Origin of the sequence: Nonomuraea sp. N2-4H (genome assembly GCF_045291505.1) — a bacterium.
In the GTDB taxonomy this organism is placed as follows: domain Bacteria; phylum Actinomycetota; class Actinomycetes; order Streptosporangiales; family Streptosporangiaceae; genus Nonomuraea; species Nonomuraea fastidiosa.
The window spans coordinates 1556822-1574717 of record NZ_CP147987.1; the positions used below are offsets into that span (position 1 = coordinate 1556822).

General features: G+C 71.3%; 16 protein-coding genes. 10 read left to right on the forward strand and 6 right to left on the reverse strand.

Annotated features, from left to right (window positions below; genetic code table 11):
- The first annotated feature begins 89 nt into the window (after positions 1-89).
- From secD to WBK31_RS07100, 4 genes are all read left to right on the forward strand, one after another.
- Positions 90-2336: a protein translocase subunit SecD gene (secD, locus tag WBK31_RS07085; RefSeq protein WP_364066376.1), complete on the forward strand. Its 2247-nt coding sequence runs from the start codon at positions 90-92 to the stop codon at positions 2334-2336.
- 205 nt (positions 2337-2541) lie between these two features.
- Entirely contained in the window at positions 2542-2931 is a 390-nt protein-coding gene (locus WBK31_RS07090; protein ID WP_364066374.1) for a VOC family protein, read from the forward strand.
- A gap of 51 nt (positions 2932-2982) precedes the next feature.
- Positions 2983-3231, forward strand: a complete 249-nt coding sequence (locus WBK31_RS07095; RefSeq protein WP_364066371.1) for a hypothetical protein — start codon at positions 2983-2985, stop codon at positions 3229-3231.
- Positions 3197-3370 carry a hypothetical protein gene (locus WBK31_RS07100; RefSeq protein ID WP_364066369.1) on the forward strand — a complete coding sequence of 58 codons (174 nt, stop codon included), beginning with the start codon at positions 3197-3199 and terminating at the stop codon, positions 3368-3370. Before WBK31_RS07095 ends, WBK31_RS07100 begins: the two co-directional genes overlap by 35 nt.
- A gap of 26 nt (positions 3371-3396) precedes the next feature.
- Here the strand turns inward: WBK31_RS07100 and WBK31_RS07105 are convergent, their stop codons facing one another.
- Together WBK31_RS07105 and WBK31_RS07110 are read right to left on the reverse strand one after the other, a co-directional pair.
- Positions 3397-5487 carry a SpoIIE family protein phosphatase gene (locus tag WBK31_RS07105; RefSeq protein ID WP_406674507.1) on the reverse strand — a complete coding sequence of 697 codons (2091 nt, stop codon included), beginning with the start codon at positions 5485-5487 and terminating at the stop codon, positions 3397-3399.
- A 164-nt stretch (positions 5488-5651) separates the two neighbouring features.
- Positions 5652-6278: a TetR/AcrR family transcriptional regulator gene (locus WBK31_RS07110; protein WP_364066364.1), complete on the reverse strand. Its 627-nt coding sequence runs from the start codon at positions 6276-6278 to the stop codon at positions 5652-5654.
- Positions 6279-6419: 141 nt separating this feature from the next.
- Between WBK31_RS07110 and WBK31_RS07115 the strand changes: the two genes are divergently transcribed.
- The 4 genes from WBK31_RS07115 (at position 6420) to WBK31_RS07130 (ending at position 11541) form a co-directional block, all read left to right on the forward strand.
- Entirely contained in the window at positions 6420-7607 is a 1188-nt protein-coding gene (locus WBK31_RS07115) for an SGNH/GDSL hydrolase family protein (RefSeq protein WP_406674508.1), read from the forward strand.
- Between the two features lie 198 nt (positions 7608-7805).
- Positions 7806-9206 (forward strand): GH39 family glycosyl hydrolase, encoded by a 1401-nt coding sequence (locus WBK31_RS07120; RefSeq protein WP_364066359.1) that lies wholly within the window; start codon positions 7806-7808, stop codon positions 9204-9206.
- 156 nt (positions 9207-9362) lie between these two features.
- Positions 9363-10361, forward strand: a complete 999-nt coding sequence (locus WBK31_RS07125) for a sporulation protein (protein WP_364066357.1) — start codon at positions 9363-9365, stop codon at positions 10359-10361.
- Between the two features lie 202 nt (positions 10362-10563).
- Complete coding sequence (locus WBK31_RS07130) at positions 10564-11541, forward strand: ArsR/SmtB family transcription factor (RefSeq protein WP_406674509.1); 978 nt, start codon at positions 10564-10566, stop codon at positions 11539-11541.
- A 69-nt stretch (positions 11542-11610) separates the two neighbouring features.
- On the opposite strand, the gene WBK31_RS07135 is transcribed toward WBK31_RS07130, so the two are convergent.
- Together WBK31_RS07135 and WBK31_RS07140 are read right to left on the reverse strand one after the other, a co-directional pair.
- Positions 11611-12147, reverse strand: a complete 537-nt coding sequence (locus WBK31_RS07135) for a hypothetical protein (RefSeq protein ID WP_364066353.1) — start codon at positions 12145-12147, stop codon at positions 11611-11613.
- 133 nt (positions 12148-12280) lie between these two features.
- Positions 12281-13759: an Nramp family divalent metal transporter gene (locus tag WBK31_RS07140; RefSeq protein ID WP_364066350.1), complete on the reverse strand. Its 1479-nt coding sequence runs from the start codon at positions 13757-13759 to the stop codon at positions 12281-12283.
- A 200-nt stretch (positions 13760-13959) separates the two neighbouring features.
- Between WBK31_RS07140 and WBK31_RS07145 the strand changes: the two genes are divergently transcribed.
- On the forward strand, positions 13960-14379 hold the full coding sequence (locus WBK31_RS07145) for a hypothetical protein (RefSeq protein WP_364066348.1): 420 nt from the start codon (positions 13960-13962) through the stop codon (positions 14377-14379).
- Positions 14380-14703: 324 nt separating this feature from the next.
- On the opposite strand, the gene glgC is transcribed toward WBK31_RS07145, so the two are convergent.
- Positions 14704-15939: a glucose-1-phosphate adenylyltransferase gene (gene glgC / locus WBK31_RS07150; protein WP_364066346.1), complete on the reverse strand. Its 1236-nt coding sequence runs from the start codon at positions 15937-15939 to the stop codon at positions 14704-14706.
- Between the two features lie 157 nt (positions 15940-16096).
- Here glgC and glgA point away from each other — a divergent pair, with 157 nt between their 5' ends.
- Entirely contained in the window at positions 16097-17269 is a 1173-nt protein-coding gene (glgA, locus tag WBK31_RS07155) for a glycogen synthase (RefSeq protein ID WP_364066343.1), read from the forward strand.
- A 165-nt stretch (positions 17270-17434) separates the two neighbouring features.
- On the opposite strand, the gene WBK31_RS07160 is transcribed toward glgA, so the two are convergent.
- Positions 17435-17839, reverse strand: coding sequence for a nitroreductase family deazaflavin-dependent oxidoreductase (locus WBK31_RS07160; protein WP_364066341.1), 405 nt, complete (start codon positions 17837-17839; stop codon positions 17435-17437).
- Positions 17840-17896 lie beyond the last annotated feature (57 nt).

Sequence of the window (17896 nt, forward strand, 5' to 3'; positions counted from 1 at the left end):
CCCGCGACCCTCCCCGAGTACGGCGAGGGCGCGCGGCATGTCCGCGTGACGGCATGCGCGGGCGGCGGGCCAAGCCTGTGGAGGCTCCCATGAAACGTGCGCCGCTCTGGCGTGCGCTGGCGGCCTGTGCCGTCATCGTGATCTCAGTGATCATCAGCTTCACCAACAGTCCTCGCCTGGGTCTCGACCTGCGCGGGGGCACCCAGCTCGTCTTCGAGACGAAGGACTCGCCCAAGGTCAAGGCGGACGCCGCCGCCACCGACCGGGCGATCAACGTGCTGCGCCAGCGCGCCGACGCGCTCGGCGTGGTCGATCCCACCCTGGTCCGCTCCGGCGAGCGGCGGATCATCGTCGAGCTGCCCGGCGTGCTCGACCCCCGGCAGGCAGCCGAGGTCATCGGGCGTACCGCGCAGCTCTCCTTCCACGCCGTGCTCGGCACCGCGGAGGAAGGCGACAAGTCGGCCGTACGGGACGAGAGCGGCGCGCCGCTCAAGATCGGCCCCGCCGTCATCACCGGCGACGGGGTCACCGACGCCGTCGAGCGCAGCGACCCCCAGCGCGGCCCCGGCTGGTGGGTCAGCATCGACTTCCGCGACGGCGAGGCGTGGGCCAAGCTCACCGGGGAGGCCGCCTGCCAGGCGTACGGCGATCCCCGGCGCCGGGTCGCCATCCTGCTCGACAACGAGGTGATCTCCTCGCCGTCGGTGGACCCGTCCATCGCCTGTGGAGTCGGCATCACCGGCGGCGGCACCGAGATCACCGGGTCGTTCACCCACGAGGAGGCGCGCGACCTGGCCGTGCTGATCAAGGGCGGCGCGCTGCCCGTCCCGCTCGACCTGGTCGAGCAGCGTACGGTCGGCCCGACCCTCGGCGAGGCCGCCATCAAGGCCAGCGCCGAGGCCGCGGTGACCGGGCTGCTGCTGACCGCCGTGTTCATCGTGGCCGTCTACCGCCTGTCGGGGCTGCTGTCCACGATCGCCCTGCTGTGCTACGGGCTCATCTCGTACGCGGCGCTCGTCGCGATGGGCGCCACCTTCACGCTGCCGGGCCTGGCCGGGTTCGTGCTGGCCATCGGCATGGCCATCGACGCGAACGTGCTCGTCTTCGAACGGGCCAGGGAGGAGTACCAGCAGGCGCCCAAGCGGGGGCTGCGCGCGGCACTCCTCCGCGGCTTCAAGAACGCCTGGAGCGCCATCGCCGACTCCAACATCACCACCCTGATCGCGGCCGGGCTGCTGTTCTGGCTCGCCTCGGGGCCGGTCAAGGGGTTCGGCGTCACGCTGGGCGTCGGCGTGATCGCCTCGCTCGTGTCGGCCATGGTCATCACCCGCGTGCTCACCGAGGCCGTCATGAACCGCGCGGGGCCGCGCATCTCCGGCCTCGGCTCCCCGGGCGCCGTCAGAACCTGGCTCAACCGGCGGAACCCGCAGGTCATGCGGGGACGCAGGCTGTGGCTCGCGATCGCGGGCGTCCTCGCGGCGGCGGCCGTCGCCGGGCTCGCCGTACAGGGGCTGAACTTCGGCGTCGAGTTCACCGGCGGGCGGCTCGTCGAGTTCGGCACCTCCAAGCCGATCTCCGCCGAGGCGGCGGGGCAGGCCGTCGCGCGGGCCGGATTCCCGTCCGCCGTGGTGCAGACCGGCGACGACGGCGTCACCGTACGCGCCGCGCGGCTCGGCCTGGAGGAGACCGCCAGGATCGAGCAGGAGCTGAAGAAGACCGACGCCGGAGAGGTCACCAAGCGGCGCGAGGAGTTCATCGGCCCCAGCCTGGGCGAGGAGCTGCGGCGCAACGCGCTCATCGCGCTCGGCGTGGCCGTGGCCATGCAGCTCGCCTACCTCGCCTTCCGCTTCCGCTGGACGTTCGGCGCGGCGGCGGTGACCGCCCTGGTCGTGGACGTCGTCCTGGTGGTCGGCATGTTCGCCTGGCTCGGCAAGCAGATCGACGGCGTGTTCCTGGCCGCGATGCTCACCATCGTGGGCTACTCGGTCAACGACAAGGTGGTGGTGTTCGACCGGGTCAGGGAGCTGTGGGCGGCCCGGCCCAAGGAGCCGTTCGCCGCGGCGGTGAACGGCGCGATCCTGCAGACGCTGCCGCGTACCGTCAACACCGGTCTCGGCGCGCTGTTCATCCTGGTCGCGCTCATGGTGTTCGGCGGCGACTCGCTGCGGGACTTCGCGATCGCGCTAGTCGCGGGCATCGTGGCGGGCACGCTGTCGTCCGGCTTCGTGGCCGGGCCGGTGGCGATCCTGCTGTCGCGCTTCGACCGTAAGCCGCCGCCCGCGCCGCCCGCACCCAAGCCCAAGCGCGAACGCCAGGGCACGGGCGCCGTCGTCTGACGACACGCCGGGGAAGCCGGGGCGCGTCATGGCGTGGCGCAGGCCGCACGTCTGGCGGCGCGTCAGGAGGGCCGGGCGTCTGGCGGCGCGCCGGGAGAGCCGGGCGTCCGGCGGCGTTGGGGAGGCCGGGCCGCGAACGTGCGGCCTCCCCGGCCTCCCCGGCCTCCACCGGCATTCCCGGCCCGGTGCGGGGAACAGGTCGGGAATGGAGGTGCTGAGCAGCCGCGTACTGCTGCGTCCCCGCGACCCCGAGCGCAGCCGCCGCTTCTACGCCGAGACCCTCGGCCTGGCCGTCTACCGCGAGTTCGGTCCGCCCGAGCAGCCCGGCACCGTGTTCTTCCTCGGCCAGGGCTTCCTGGAGCTCTCGGGCACCGCGCGGGGCACGACCGACGGCTCGCCGTTCGCCCTCTGGCTGCAGGTACGCGACGTCGCCCGGGAGGAGCGGCGGCTCAGGCAGGCGGGCGTCACCGTGCTGCGCGAGGCGCGCAAGGAGCCCTGGGGCCTGGTCGAGCTCTGGATCGAAGACCCCGACGGCCACCGCATCGTGCTCGTCGAGGTCCCCGCCGACCACCCCCTGCGCCGCGACACCCGCTGACCGGCGCGTCCGGGACCGGTCCCGCATGCCACGATCACCGCTGCTCTGTCGGTGGCCGCGTCCGTCGCGTTCGCCCCCGCCGCCGGTACCACCGCCGCGGCACACACCGCCGCCGCGCAGGCCGCCGCGACGCACGCCGCCGGGAGCACGGCGGCGAAGCCGAAGAAGAAGAGCAAGAAGCCGAACCTGCGGGCCTGCTACGACGGCACGTGCAAGCTCACCATCACCAAGCCCGTCTCGTTCCGCGTTCACCCCCAAGCTCGGCGTGACGCGCCTGTCCATCTCCTTCTCCTCCACTGAGGTCCACGTACGGGGCTTCGGCGGGGGCGTGATGGTGGAGAGCTGGTTCGACAAGTACTCGAGAGGCCCGATCAACGACATCAAGGTCAAGGTGATCTCGGTGTCCGAGGAGAAGGCCGTCCTTCGGCTGCGCGCCTGAGGGGACGAGTCGTCCGGCCGCGCCGGCTACGACCCGCCGGCGTTGCGCAGGAGCAGTACGGCGATGTCGTCGAGGCGCTGTTCGATCACGTCCGCGCCGGTCAGCCTGTCGGCCAGGTGGTGCAGGGGCCTGCCGGGCTCAGGGCGGAACCGGGCGGCCAGGGCGGTGATGCAGTCGCCCAGGTCGAGCCCCGGCTCCTCGATGAGGCCGTCGGTGTAGAGGGCCAGCACGGAGCCGGGCGGCATGGGGATCTCGGTGGCGGTGTACGTGGCGCCGGGGTCCACGCCGAGCAGCGGGCCCGGCACGGTCTCGACGACGCTGCCGGGGCCGCCCGGCCGGCCGAGCACCGGCGGCGGGTGCCCGGCGCTGGCCAGGTGCGCGGTCTGGTCCGACAGATCGATGCAGACGTACAGGCAGCTCGTGAAGCGGTCGGGGCTCACCTCGGTGAGCAGCCGGTTGGTGTGCGCGAGCACCTCGCCGGGGTCGGCGCCCGCGGTGGCGTGGGCGCGCATGGCGGTGCGCACCTGCCCCATGAGGGCGGCGGCGGTCACGTCGTGGCCCTGCACGTCGCCGATGACGGCCGCGGCCGTGTCGTCGCCGAGCTTGATCAGGTCGTAGAAGTCGCCGCCGATGTCCATGCCGGGGGTGGCGGGCACGTACCGGGCGGCGACGTCGAGGCCACGGATGCGGGGGAGGGTGTGCGGCAGCAGCTGTTCCTGGAGGCACTGGGCGAGCTCGTGGTTGGCGTCGTAGAGGCGGGCCCGCTCGAACGCCTGCGCGATCAGCCCGGCCAGCGCGGTCAGCGTGGCCCGCTCGTCGCTGCCGAACCGATGCGGGCGGTCGTAGGCGAGGACGCAGGAGCCCATGGGCCGCCCCGAGGTGATCAGCGGCAGGAACGCCCACGCGGACATGTCGTCGAAGCGCAGCGAGCCGGGATAGGCCGCGCGCAGCTCCTCCCACGTCGAGAAGAACTCCGGCCGTTGCCCGCCCGGAGGCACGGGTTTGACGGCCGGGCGGTCGTTGAACGTCTTGACGGCCTTCCTGCTGAAGCCGCGCGATGCGGCCACCCGCTTCCTTCCGCCCGCGCTGGTGAGGATGGCCAGCGCCTGCACGTCGTAGACGGGCATGACGTGGTCGGCGACCAGGTCGATCACCTCTTGGGCGGTCACCGCCCTGGCCAGCGCGGCGGCGAGCTGCAGCATCTCGTGCACGGCGATGACGCGCGGCCGGCGCGCGCCGGGCGGGCGGCGCACGTCCATGGCGGGCGTGATGCGCAGCGTGACGCCGGAGGGGCCGGGGAACATCTGGAACGACAGTGCGCGCCCGACGGGGTCGCGGGTGGTGACGTGGGTGACCTCGCGGGCGACCACGGCGGCGCGGTAGCCGTCCTGGAACGCGGGGTCGCGCAGCCATGGCAGCGCGTCCCACAGCCGCGCGCCGACCACGTCGGCGGGAGAGCGGCCGAGCAGGTCGGCGGCGGGGGCGCTGAGCAGGGTCACGTGGCCGTCGGTGTTCAGCGCGCAGTGGCCTTCCGGCAGCCGGTTGAGGCAGTCGAGGGCGACGAGCCGCGGGTCGGCCTCGTCGGACGGCGGCGGGGGCAGCACGCGGGGCCGGGGGCCCGCGGTGATGGGCAGGCCCGCCCGGTGCGCCCGGTGGATCAGCAGGCCGATCTCGTCGCAGGCCCGCTGGATGACCTCGCGCTGGCGTCCGGTCAGCTCGCGGGTGCGCCCCGCGGGCCACAGCAGCATGACCCCGCCGCAGATCCGGCCGTTGGCGCGCATGGGGGACAGGGCGACGGCGTAGTGGTAGGGCAGGGTCAGCGCGGCTTCGGGGAACTCCCTGGCGAGCTGCTCGCGCCCGGTGATCCAGACCAGCCGCTCCTCACGGACGGCGACGGCGATGGGCATGGGGTCGCCGGTGCGTATCCGCGCCCAGGAGCGGGCGATCGGCGCGGGCATCCCGGTGGCGGCGGCCATCTGGAGCACGTCGCCGGCCTCGTCCAGCAGGTACGCGGCGCCGATGTGGGCGCCGGTCCCGGTGACGGCCTCGATCAGCAGCCCGTCGAGGCGGGACGAACCGTTCGCCGCGCCGCGGGCCTGACCATGCCTGCCGAGCACCTTCTCAGCACGCCTCGCTCACAGCACGTGAACACGGCCACCAGAAGAAACCTCGCATACGTGAAGAATACGCCCACCAGAGGAAATAATCGGTTACGTTCCGCTCATTTCCTTGCCGTCGCCCACAACGGGACCAGGGGCATACCTGAGCGCGCCACCGCAGGTCAGGACACGGGTTCGGGGAGGCGGAGCCCCCGCTGCAGAAGCTGGTGCAGGTGCGCGCGGAAGCGCCGCAGCTGCTCGTGGTCCTCGACGCCGCGCCGCGTTCCCGTACCGTCGAGCACGCCGCTCAGCGCGAAGCCGTGGATGCACCAGATCATCGTGTACGTCGTGTGCAACGCGTCGGCCCCGGCGGGCCCGGCCACCGTGGCGATGGAGTCCACGATGTGCTGGGTCAGCGGCTGCGCCCCCTTGAGCTCCAGATCGACCACGTCGCTGGCGTCGGACAGCCAGCGGTGCGCCCACAGCGCCGCCACCTCGGGATGGTTCACGCACCCGTCGATGTAGGCGTCGATGAGCGCGCGCAGCGCCTCGGCCTTGTGCTCGGGCGGCGCCGCCCCCACCGCGTCGGCCCTCGCCTGGAGCGGCCCCGCCAGGATCTCGCGGGCCCGTTGCATGACCTCCACGTACAGCTCCCGCTTGGCCGGGAAGTGGGCCGCGACCTGCGCCGGGTCCAGTCCCGCCGCCTCGGCGATCTGCGCCATCGAGGTGACGTCGTAGCCGAGCCCGGCGAACAGGCGGGTCGCCGTCCGCAGGATCAGCTCCCGGCGCTCGCCATCAGGAGAGTCCATGAACGCGACCCTAGGCGTACGAAGCAGCCATTCCTACGACGTAACCGGCAAGAGCCGGTAAAACCCCACCCGACCCCGGCGGGACGCTGAAAGGTTCGATAAAGTGCCGAAAATCTGGCGTGTCGATGGGAGGCCGTTCGCATGGACCAGGCGCCGATCCGTCCCGCCCGGCACTGGGTGACCACCTGGACGGCCATGCCCCAGCTCACCGAGCCGGACAACATGCCGCCGCCCCCGTACGCCAAGGAGGGCCTGAGCCTGCCCGACACGACGCTGCGGCAGACGGTCAGGGTGTCGGCCGGCGGGCGGCGGATACGGCTGCGGCTGTCGAACGCCTTCGGCGGCGCGCCCCTGCCGCTCACCCGCGTCTCCGTGGCGCTGCCGCGCGGCGGCGCGGCGGGCACCAGCGCGATCCTGCCCGGCACGTCCAGGCCCGTGACGTTCGGCGGGCGGGCCTCGGCGGTCGTGCCGGTGGGCGCGCACGTGGTGTCGGACCCGGTGGAGCTCGATCTCGCGCCCGGGTCGGTGCTGACGGTGAGCGTCCACCTGGCCGAAGGGCTGGCGTCGGATGAGCTGACCTCGCACCCGGGCTCGCGCACCACCTCGCACCTGATCGGCGGCGACCACGTGACGGCGGAGGACCTGCCCGGCGCCACCCCCGTCGACCACTGGTACCTGATCAGCGCCGTCGAGGTGTGGGCGCCGGAGAGCCTCGGGACGCTCGTCCTGCTCGGCGACTCGCTGACCGACGGCAGGGGCTCCACGACCAACGGCAACGACCGCTGGCCCGACCTGCTGTTCGACCGGCTGCCCGGCATCGCGATCGCCAACCAGGGTGCGGGCGGCAACCGGGTGCTCAACGACGGGCTCGGACCGAGCGCCCTGGCCAGGCTCGACCGCGACGTGCTCGCGCAGAGCGGCGTCCGCTGGCTGGTCGTCTTCGAGGGCGTCAACGACCTGGGCACCGCACCCGCGACCCGCGAGGCGCAGCAGGAGGTCGCCGACGCGCTGATCGCCGCGTACGAGCAGATCGTCGTCCGGGCCAGGGCCAGGGACCTGCTGGTGTACGGGGCCACGCTGACGCCGTTCGGCGGCCACGACCCCTACGACGACCCCGACGGGCACCGGGAGGCGGCGCGGCGGCGAATCAACGACTGGATCAGGACGGCGGACCGCTTCGACGCGGTGATCGACTTCGACGCGGCGGTCCGCGACCCGGCCGCGCCGCACCGGCTCGGGGCCGCGTACGACGAGGGCGATCACCTGCACCTCGGCCCGGCCGGCGATCGGGCGCTGGCCGCCGCCGTCCCCGAGACCCTGTTCCTGTGAGGTACGGAGTTCCTGTGAGGTACGGATGACGCGCTTGACCGCGTTGACCGCGTCCGTGCAGCTCTGCGGGACCTCTGCGGATCGATAACGATTATCTGAGAATCATCTGAGAAATCCGCCCCCCGCCCGTGACCCTCCGCCCACTCATGGAACGCTACCTGCGGAATGCACACGGTTCATGAGTCAGGTGAGTAACGGGTGGCATCGGACAACGGCGGATCGTTCTGGCGCGGGTGGGGAAGGAGCGCGAGGAGGGCGGCGGTCGCCGCGGGCGTCACGGCCTTGGCCGTCGTGGTCGCGAGCTGCGGCACCCAGGGCACCGGCGAGGCGGGCGCGCCGCCGCCGCAGCAGACCTCCGCCGCGCCCCAGACCCAGAGCGCCGCTCCTGAAGGCGACGCCGTCAAGCCGCCGCCCGTGCCGGACGACTGGCCGCGCTGGGGCCTGACGCACACCGGCGTCAGCGCCAACAACGTCACCAGGCGCTTCGAGCAGGTGGTGGCCGGCTGGCTGGGCCGTACGCCGATGCTGCAGAACCAGCACATCATGGGCTTCGGCGCGGTCAACCCCGAGCCGTACCCCGGCGAGTTCTACTGGGAGGACCTCGACAGCCGGCTCAACCTCATGAAGCAGTCGGGCGCCACGCCGATCATCACGCTCTGCTGCGCGCCCGACTGGATGAAGGGCGGCCCGAAGGGGCCCACCGAGGAGTCGGCCTGGGCCGAGCACCTGGAGGACGCCCCCTACCCCGAGCACTTCGACGACTTCGCCGAGCTGGCCGCCGCCGTCGCCGAGCGCTACAGCGACGTCAAGTACTTCCTCGTCTGGAACGAGCTCAAGGGCTTCTGGAAGGACCACTCCAAGCCCGCCGACTACAAGGGCTACACGCAGCTTTACAACAAGGTCTACGACGCGGTGAAGAAGGTGCGGCCCGACGCTCAGATCGGCGGCCCGTACATCGGGTTCGACAGCAACCGCAGGGGCGACTCCGAGCTGCGCGGCGACTGGGGCGTGGTCAACCAGCACGTGATCGACGCCTTCGACTACTGGTTCGAGCACAAGAAGGGCGCCGACTTCATCGTGGTCGACGGCGCCTCGCCCACCGACGCCCACGAGCTGCTGCCCGACGAGTTCGGCGCGCTGTCGAAGTTCGCCGACGTCACCGCCTGGCTGCGGAAGAAGACCGGCGACATGCCGATCTGGTGGTCGGAGTGGTACTTCGTGCCCGAGGACGGCACCCGCTGGAAGGAGCCCATGCGGCTCGCCGTCCAGGCCGTCTCCATGATGGAGCTGGCCCGCGGCGGCGCGGCCACCGCCCTCTACTGGAACCCGCAGGCCAAGGAGGGCGAGTGCGTGGGCTGCATGTGGGACCCGCGCACCGGCGCCCAGACCCCGACGGGGAAGCTGGTCGCGAACTTCACCCGGTGGTTCCCCGCCGGTGTGCCGCTCGACCCCGTGACCTCGTCCGACCCGGCCGTGCGGGTGCTCGCGCAGCCGGAGCAGCTCCTGCTGGTCAACACCAGCGACGGGCCCGTCACGACGACCGTGGACGGCAAGGAGTACCGGCTCAAGGCGTACGAGATCAAATGGACCGGCCGCTGACCAGCCGTAACTTCCGATCTGACCACGGCGCGGACTATGAACGTGCAGGTCAGACCGGATCGGTATGGATGCGCGAGCCCCGGAACTTGGGCGGCGAGCTGATCGTTGACGCCAGCGGCACACAAGTCGATCTTCGAAACAGGGAGAACTAGAGCCGTGGTCTTCAAGAGGATGCTGGGAGCGTTCGGCGTCGGCGCGCCCTCGGTGGACACCGTCCTGTCCACGCCGCGGACCCAGCCGGGCGGCACGCTGGAAGGTGAGGTACGGCTCAAGGGCGGCGAGTTCGACGCCGAGATCGAGCACGTCACCCTCGGCCTGGTCGCCCAGGTCGAGATCGAGCACGGCGACGGGGAGGCGGCCGGGCTCGGCGAGTTCTCCCGCGCTCAGGTCTCCGGCCCCTTCACGCTGCGCAAGGGCGAGGACCGGGTCATCCCCTTCCAGATGCCGGTGCCGTGGGAGGCCCCGATCAGCGAGATCGGCGGGCAGCCGCTGCGCGGCATGGCCGTGGGCGTGCGCACCGAGCTGGCCATCGCCAAGGCCGTCGACAAGGGCGACCTCGACCCGGTGGCCATCGAGCCGCTGCCCTCGCAGCTGCGCATCCTGGAGGCGTTCCTGCAGCTCGGCTTCGCGTTCAAGTCGGCCGACCTGGAGGCGGGGCAGCTCTACGGCGTGCACCAGGAGCTGCCGTTCTTCCAGGAGATCGAGTTCCTTCCCGGCGGCAACTACGCGGGCCTGGTGGGCGAGGTCGAGGTGACCTTCGTCGCCGATCCGGCGGGCCTTGAGGTGGTGCTGGAGGCCGACAAGCGCACCGGACGCTTCTCCTCCAGTGACGCCATCGGCCGCTTCACCATCAGCCACGACGACGCGCTGCGCACCGACTGGCCGGGCGAGCTGAGCCGCTGGCTCGACTCCCTCGCCCAGTACGGCCACGCCGCCCCCTACGGCCACCACGACGCCCACTACGACCCCCATCACCATGGGCACCACGACCACCACGGTCACCACGGGCACCACGGTCACCACGGCGGTCCCGGCCTCGGCATGGTGGCCGCGGCGGGCGCCGCCGGCGTGGTCGGCGGGCTCGTCGCCGGCGAGGTCGTCGAGGAGGTCGTGGAGGAGTTCTTCGAGGGTGACGACGAGGGCGGCGACTGGTAGCCGTCACCGCCTCGCCCGTCACCGCCCCCGGAGCCGCGCCGCCGGGGGCGGTTCTTGTTCTCCGGGGGAGACGCAGGTCAGCCGGGGTGCGAAGCGTTAATAACCGTGCAATCGGGCTGAAAGTGCGAAGAAAGCGCCCTGAATAGGTTGGCTCACTGTCCGTAGAGCCGATCTTCAAGGAGCCGACGTAAACAGCACGACCGTGTGGAGCGAGCTGCACATCACCGCCACGCCTCAGCTGTCCCTCTCGATCTCCCCGCACGTCACGGCGCTGGCCTGGCTGGCCGACGCGCTCGCGGGCCGCCGCCGCGGCCTGCCGGATCTGTGGCGCAAGGCCATCGGCGCGCGCGTCTCCCGGCTCGGTCACCAGGCCGTACGCCCCCTCGCCGCCCCCGGCGCCGCCGCGGGACCCGACTGCCTCGTGCCCCGCCTTCCCAGCGAGGGCGACGCCTCCATGCACGACCAGCTCGCCGCCCTGCGCGACATGCCCCCCGACCGGCTGGTCCACGACCTGGAGCAGGCGTTCGGCACCGGACCGCTGCCCGTCCAGTGGCGCTCGGCCGCGGAACGCCCCCGCCAGTGGCTGCACGGCTACGCCGGCGCCGTCGCCGACGTCTGGAGCATCGCCGAACCCCTCTGGAAGCGCGCCCGCGCCCTGCTGGACCGCGAGATCGCCCGGGTCGGCGTGGCCACCGTGCGCGGCGGTCCCGAGCTGGTGCTCGGCGCGCTCAGCGACCGCATCGCCTGCACCGAGCGCGGGCTGCGCATCAACGGCCTGGACGGCGGCCGCCACGACCTCGGGGGCAGGAGGATCGTCCTGGTGCCGATGCTGGCCGGCAAGGACGCGGTCATCGCCGGTCTCGACGGCCCCGACGCCGTCTGGATCGCCTACCCGGTGCCCGGCGCGCAGACGCTGTGGAGCAGGCCCGCCGCCCCGGCGCACGACGAGTTGTCGGCGCTGATGGGCCCCGTGCGGGCCGACCTGCTCTGCGCGATCGGCCGGCCGATGACGATGAGCATGCTCGCGGCCGACATGAAGATCACACCGAGCAGCATCACGTACCACTGCGACCGGCTGCGGGACGCCCGGCTGATCACCAAAGAGCGGCGCGGCCGTGAGGTCTGGGTGGGCCGCACCCGCCGCGCGGAGGAGCTGCTCGAGCTCTACCACCGCCGCTGACACAGGGGACGAAACGGAAGGGGCGCGCCGGTCCGCAGCAATCCGGCGCGCCCCCCGTGCTGTCGTCGCTCAGCGGCTGAACTGGTACAGCAGCGGCCCGTCGAGCTTCCAGCCCGGCTCGTTGGCCAGGATCTTCTCGGTGTGCGCGGCGATCGCGAGCCGCCACCTGCCGTTGTTGGACAGGCGGAACACCTTCACGTCACCGCCGGCGCGGGCCGACCCGGGAGCGTAGCCCAAAATGCCGTCATAGCGGAACTTGCCCGACGAGACCAGGCGCTCCCGCTCGTCGACCGACGCCGTGACCAGGTAGCTTGCCTTCTTCTCCCAGCGCAGCCGGAACAGCGGCTTGCCGCCGGGGAAGGGGCTGCGCGAGATGTAGTACAGCGGCGTCTGGGTGGTCGACCAGCCGTGCTTGGTGATCGCGGTGTTCTTCTCCGACTCGCTGCTGGTGTAGAAGAACCCGCCGTCCTTCGTCACCAGCTCGTAGACCTTGACGTGCTCCGCGGCGACCGTCGTCCTGGCGGTGGCGGCCTGGGCGGGGGAGAGGCCGGCGGAGAGCGTGGCGCCCAGCGCCACCGCCAGCGCGAGGCCGGCGGAACGGGTCATACGGCCGAACGGCAAGGCCATCGTGTGTTACCTCCGTTGCTGAATCGGGACGCGCTCAGCTAACACCGCCCGACCGGCTCCGGATCGTCATTTCGGCTATGTTCAAAGCATCGTCGCGGTAGCCCTTTTCGGCCTAGAACGTCACCAGCGGATCCCCGACGAAGTCGGCGATGAAGTTGACGAAGAAGAACCCGAAGAACAGCACGTTGAGTACCAGGATCACGTAGTGCCACGGCCGCGGCCTGGCCGGGCGCGGCAGCCTGCTGTTGAGGTACATCAGCAGGAACGGATAGAGCAGCGCCCCCAGGTTCGACATGTTCGCCGACCACTCCACCAGCCCCACGGGCAGCGACTGGAAGATGATGATCGAGATGACGACCAGCAGCAGGAGCATGAACGGGTAGTAGAAGCGGCGCGGGTCGCCCTCGATCAGCCGGCGCAGGCGCGGGCTGGTGGCGTTGGCCGCGTCGGTGGTGACCCGGACCATCGCCTCGAAGATGCCGAGCTGCGTCGAGAACAGCACCATCACCCCGACGACCAGCGCGATGTAGAAGACCACCCGGCCGTACTCGCCGCCCAGCGCCGAGGCCACGAACGTCGGCACGTTCGCGCGGGTCGGCCGCTCGCCCGCCAGCGTCACCGCCTGGGCCATGAGCAGGGTGGGCAGCAGCATGCCGAGGATCGCCCCGACGAAGAACACGCCCCACATGTCCACCATGAGCAGCCGGTACCAGCGCTTCCACAGGCCGCGGTTCTTCTCGTCGTCGGGGAACGTGATGCCGCTGGCCAGTACCGTCGTGCGGTCGCCGCGCAGGCCGGAGATGTAGCCGACCCGGTGGCCCATGCCGTAGCCCTTGTCGCGGTAGTGGCCCATGACGTACCAGTTCAGGCCCGAGGCCAGCGCCGTGAACCCGGCGAGCGCGCCGAGCTGGGTGGCGGTGATCCCGGCCGGCGGCGCCGATGGCGTCAGGAAGCCGCGGATGCCCTCCCACCACTGGCTCCACGGCACCACCAGCAGGTCCACGGCCAGCAGGGCGATCAGAATGCCGCCGATCATCACCCAGTTCGCCAGCTCCAGGGCCCGGCTGATCTTGCGGGCCGCCGCGGTGATGAGGAAGACCAGCACGAGCAGGGCGGTCGCCCACAGGCGCGGCTCGGTCGCGTCGGCCGCCGGAGGGACGCCGTGCACCAGCGCGTACACGCCCTGGCCCGCCGACGCGGCCCAGCCGCCGGCGATGAACGAGAAGATCACGATGAGCACCGACAGCGGCACCCACAGCGGCCAGCCCGGCGGCACCCGCCCCCAGCCGACCACCGGCGTCTCGCCGGTCGCGATGACGTAGCGCGAGCACTCGACGTTGTAGAACGTCTGCAGCAGCGCCGACACCACGATGACCCAGCCGACGCCGACGAATCCGTACTGGCCCACGCTGAGCGGGCCGAGCAGCCACTCTCCGCTGCCGATCGAGATGCCGAGGGCGATCAGGCTCGGCCCCACGGCGTACTTGAGAATCTCCTTGAAGCCGATCTTGGAGACCTTGAAGACCTCCTCCGGCGCGGGCAGGTCGGCGACTTCCAGGTCCGGACGGCTGACTCCGAGTGGGTGCGACATCTCACTGCCTCCTGCCGTTCAGCGTGATCCCGGACGGCCACCGCAACAAGGCCCAATTGCCCGCTGTACGCGGTGATCCGGCGACTTCGCCGCAGTCCCCGCCAAGGTGACGAGACGGTTCAGGCGTGGCGGTTCCTCACCCCTCGGAACGATTACTTAGAGTAGTGGTCGATGTCACAGAGTGACTACAGGGGGAGATCATGAAAGGTAAGCTCATAGCGGCAGGCGGTGCGCTCGCCACCGCCGCCGCGCTCTGCGCGATGGCCACGCCGGCCCAGGCGATCGAGCGCTGCGACCTCGGCATCAGTGACCGTACGCACACGCTGCGCATCGACCCGTGGGGCGTGTACGCGGGCAAGCGCAAGGCCAAGGCCTGCCACCGCAAGCGGGTCCACCACGACCGCTTCGACCGCTTCGACCGCGGCTTCGACGACCTCGGCGACGAGTTCGACGAGGATCTCGGCGACGACGAGGCGGTCGAGGACGAGGACCTCGACCAGGCCGACGAGCGTCCGCACTGGAGCTTCTGGGGCCACCGCGGCTTCGACAACGGCTACGGCGCCGCCCGCTACGGCAACTGGAACGGCTACAACTGGCCGGGCCCCTGGTACGGCGTGTAGTGACGCCATCGGCCGCGCCGGCTCGTAGGCTCGGCCGCCGCCCCGGGGCGCTCTCGCGGCGCCCCGGGCACCCCTCCACCCCCTGTATCACCCTCTGAGCCGCGCCCAGCGGCCCCGCGCCGGCCTCCCAGGAGGCCCGCCCCCTCACACCGAACGTTCTCCGGCCGCCTCGGCGGCCTTCCGCGTCACCCTCCCGCGGCCGTCGCCTTCGCATGCGCCACCCCACCCGCCGCGCTCACGGCGGGGTCTCAAGGCATGCCCGTGCACCCGTACACACCGAGGGGCGGTGCGCCTCGGAGGGAACCCGAGGCGCACCACGCTGCGTCAGCGGTCGACGATCTCGTTCTTGCCGATCACCACGACCCCGCCCCGGGTCAGCGCGAAGCGGCTGCGGTCGTACTCCGGGTCGAAGCCGATCCGCGCGCCGTCGGGAATGACGACGTTCTTGTCGATGATCGCCTTGCGGACGACCGCGCCGCGCCCGACCTTGACGTTCTCCATCAGCACGGAGTCCTCCACCAGCGAGTGCGAGTGGAGCACCACCTTCGGCGACAGGATGGACCTGATCGCCGTGCCGCCGGAGACGATCACGCCGGGCGAGACCAGCGAGTCGATCGCCCGCCCCACCCGGTCGCCGTCGTTGTGCACGAACTTGGCGGGCGGCAGCGGGTCGTGCCCGGTGAAGATCGGCCACTTGTCGTTGTACAGGTTGAACACCGGATGCGCCGAGATGAGGTCCATGTGGGCCTCGTAGTAGGCGTCCAGCGTTCCGACGTCGCGCCAGTAGCCGCGGTCGCGCTCGGTCGAGCCGGGCACGATGTTGTGGGCGAAGTCGTAGACGTCCGCGCCGCCCGACTTCACCAGCATCGGGATGATGTTTCCGCCGAGGTCGTGCTTGCTGGAGGGGTCGAGCGCGTCCTCACGCAGCGCGTCGATCATCGCCTGCGTCTTGAACACGTAGTTGCCCATCGACGCGAACACCTCGTCGGGGGAGTCGGCCAGCCCCACAGCGTCCTTCGGCTTCTCCCTGAACGCCACGATGCGGCGCCCCTCGGGATCGGTCTCGATCACGCCGAACTGGTCGGCCAGCGACAGCGGCTGCCTGATCGCGGCCACCGTCACGTCCGCACCCGACTCCTCGTGCTGCTCGACCATCTGCCGGGGGTCCATCCGGTAGATGTGGTCGGCGCCGAACACGATGACGTGCTCGGGCTCCTCGTCGTAGATCAGGTTCAGGTTCTGGAACAACGCGTCGGCGGAGCCGGAGAACCACCTCGGCCCGAGCCGCTGCTGCGCCGGCACCGGCGTGACGTAGTTGCCCAGCATCGCCGACAGCCTCCACGTACGCGAGATGTGCCGGTCGAGGCTGTGGTTCTTGTACTGCGTCAGCACGACGATCTTCAGGAACCCGCCGTTCGCGAGGTTGGACAGCACGAAATCGATGAGCCGGTACATGCCCCCGAACGGCACCGCCGGTTTCGCCCGATCCGCCGTGAGAGGCATGAGCCTCTTGCCCTCTCCACCTGCCAGCACAACCGCAAGCACCCTCCGGGACCTCATGCCCAGGACGCTACCCTCAAATGGCCGATCTATCGACGAAACCCGCAGCGAGATCCTCCCGTGTGTCGGTATTTGCGATGCAATGTACGAACCGGAGTTGCCGAGCTTTGGTTTGTCGCTGTGTTCGCTGTGCTCAACCAGCCCGTAGTGTCGTCTCATGCGCGTTGATCTGCTCAGCCGGGAATATCCGCCGGAGGTGTACGGCGGGGCCGGGGTGCACATGGAATACCTGGCCAGAGAGCTGCGGAAGCTGGCCGACGTACGCGTGCGCTGCTTCGGCGCGCCCCGCGTCGAGCCCGGCGTCTCCGCCTACCGCGTCCCCGACGGCCTGGCGGGCGCGAACGCGGCCCTGCAGGTGCTGGGCGTGGACCTGGAGATGGCGGCCGCGTGCGAAGGCGCGTCGATCGTCCACTCGCACACGTGGTACGCCAACTTCGCCGGGCATGTCGCGAAGCTGCTGCACGGCATGCCGCACGTCGTCACCACCCACAGCCTGGAGCCGCTGCGGCCGTGGAAGGCCGAGCAGCTCGGCGGCGGCTACGCGATCTCGTCGTGGGCCGAGCGCACCGCGCTGACCGCCGCCGACGCGGTCATCGCCGTCTCCGAGGGCATGCGGCGCGACGTCCTCGCCGCCTACCCCGAGATCCCGCCGGAGCGGGTCAGCGTGATCCACAACGGCATCGACACCGTCCAGTACGCCCCCGACCACGGCACCGACGTGCTGGAGAAGCACGGCGTCGATCCACGCAGGCCGTACGTCGTCTTCGTCGGCCGCATCACCCGCCAGAAGGGCCTGGTCCACCTGCTGCACGCGGCCCGCTCCTTCGACCCGGCGGCGCAGCTCGTGCTCTGCGCGGGCGCTCCCGACACGCCGGAGATCGCCGCCGAGGTGACCGAGCTGGTCCGCGGGCTCGGCCGCGACGGCGTGTTCTGGATCCAGGAGATGCTGCCCAAGCCGGAGGTCATCCAGCTCCTGACGCACGCCACCGTCTTCGTGTGCCCGTCGGTCTACGAGCCCATGGGCATCGTCAACCTGGAGGCCATGGCCTGCGAGACGGCCGTCGTGGCGACCGCCACCGGCGGCATCCCCGAGGTGGTCGCCGACGGTGAGACCGGCCTGCTGGTGCCGATCGACCAGGCGGCCGACGGCACGCCGCACGATCCCGAGCGGTTCGCCGCCGACCTCGCCGAGCGGGTCAACGCCCTGCTCGGCGACCCGGAGCGGGCGCGCGCGATGGGCGCGGCGGGCCGGGTGCGCGCCATCGAGCACTTCTCCTGGGAACGCATCGCCCACCGCACCGTGGAGCTCTACGAGTCACTGGTGTCCTGACGACGCGCCGAGGGGCCGCTCGTGGCGCCTTGGCGGCGCGCGGAGGGGCGCTCGTGTCCCGGCGGCATGGTGCCTTGCCGGCGTGCCGAGGGCGGTTCGTGTCCTGGCGGCGGCGTGTCGAGGGGGCCTCGCCGTGGCGAGACCCCCTGGCCGGGCGTGGGAGCGTCAGTTGACGCGTTCGAGCACGACGACCGGAATCTCCCGGTCCGTCTTCTGCTGGTACTCGTCGTAGTCGGGCCACGTCCTGACCATCGTCCGCCACATCTCGGGCTTCTCCGAGGGCTCGGCCGTACGCGCGCGGGCGCGGAACCTGTCGGCCTTGACCTGCACCTCCACCTCGGGCTCCGCGAGCAGGTTCTTGTACCACAGCGGATGGTCGGGAGCGCCGCCCTTCGACGCCACGACCAGGTAGTCGTCGCCGAAGCGCTGGTAGATGAGCGGAGTGGTGACGAGCTTGCCGGACTTGCGGCCCTTCGTGGTCAGCAGGAGGACGGTGGTGTTGTTCCAGTCGTGGCCCTCGGCACCATCCGTCTCCTGGTACCGCCGCACGTGTTCCTTGCCGTAGAGCATGCGACGCCTCTACCCATCACGCGCGCCGCCTCACAGCGCCATCGCCCGTCCGGCCCG